The 538-nt window shown below is 53.0% G+C and carries 1 protein-coding gene; it reads right to left on the reverse strand.

What is annotated here, in order from left to right; genetic code table 11:
• Positions 1 to 538, reverse strand: a 538-nt coding sequence (locus AC5O77_RS22515; protein WP_494507261.1) for an ammonia-forming cytochrome c nitrite reductase subunit c552, incomplete at both ends; no start/stop codon positions are given.

Here is a 538-nt window from a genome sequence, read left to right on the forward strand (position 1 = left end):
CAGCTGTGTATAAGAGACAGGAGTTAGTCCAGTCAGAGAAGGCAATTTTGTCGTAATACTGCTCCATATTTTCGACTTTCATGCCGTCATCACACGGGAATTTAACCGCTTTGTTTTTGCCTTCGAAGTAATACTCCACATGGCACTGACCGCAAACCATCGATTGCTGGTCGAAACGTCCGGCTTTCTCAAAAGGTTTACCAATGGCTTCCATCGCGCGAGCCGCATACGGACGGGAAAGGGTTAACTCCGGTTTGCCTTTGGCGAACTCTGGTGAGGCGGTGTTATGGCAATCGGCACAACCTAAGTTGTTGACGATTTCCGGGCCGCCGCGCGCCCATTTTCCGTGGAAGTAGCCATCTTCGCCGTCTTTCTGGATCAGACGCGCCACATCCGGGCTTTTACAACTCCAGCATGCCATCGGTAGCGGACCATCTTCAGCGTTTTTCGGCGCACCGGTACGCAGGGTTTCACGCACATCGGTCACAGCAAAGGCATGTCCACGCGGCTTGTTGTAATCGCGCGAGAAGGGATACCC

The organism is Stenotrophomonas sp. INTA L402-1 (assembly GCF_059295135.1).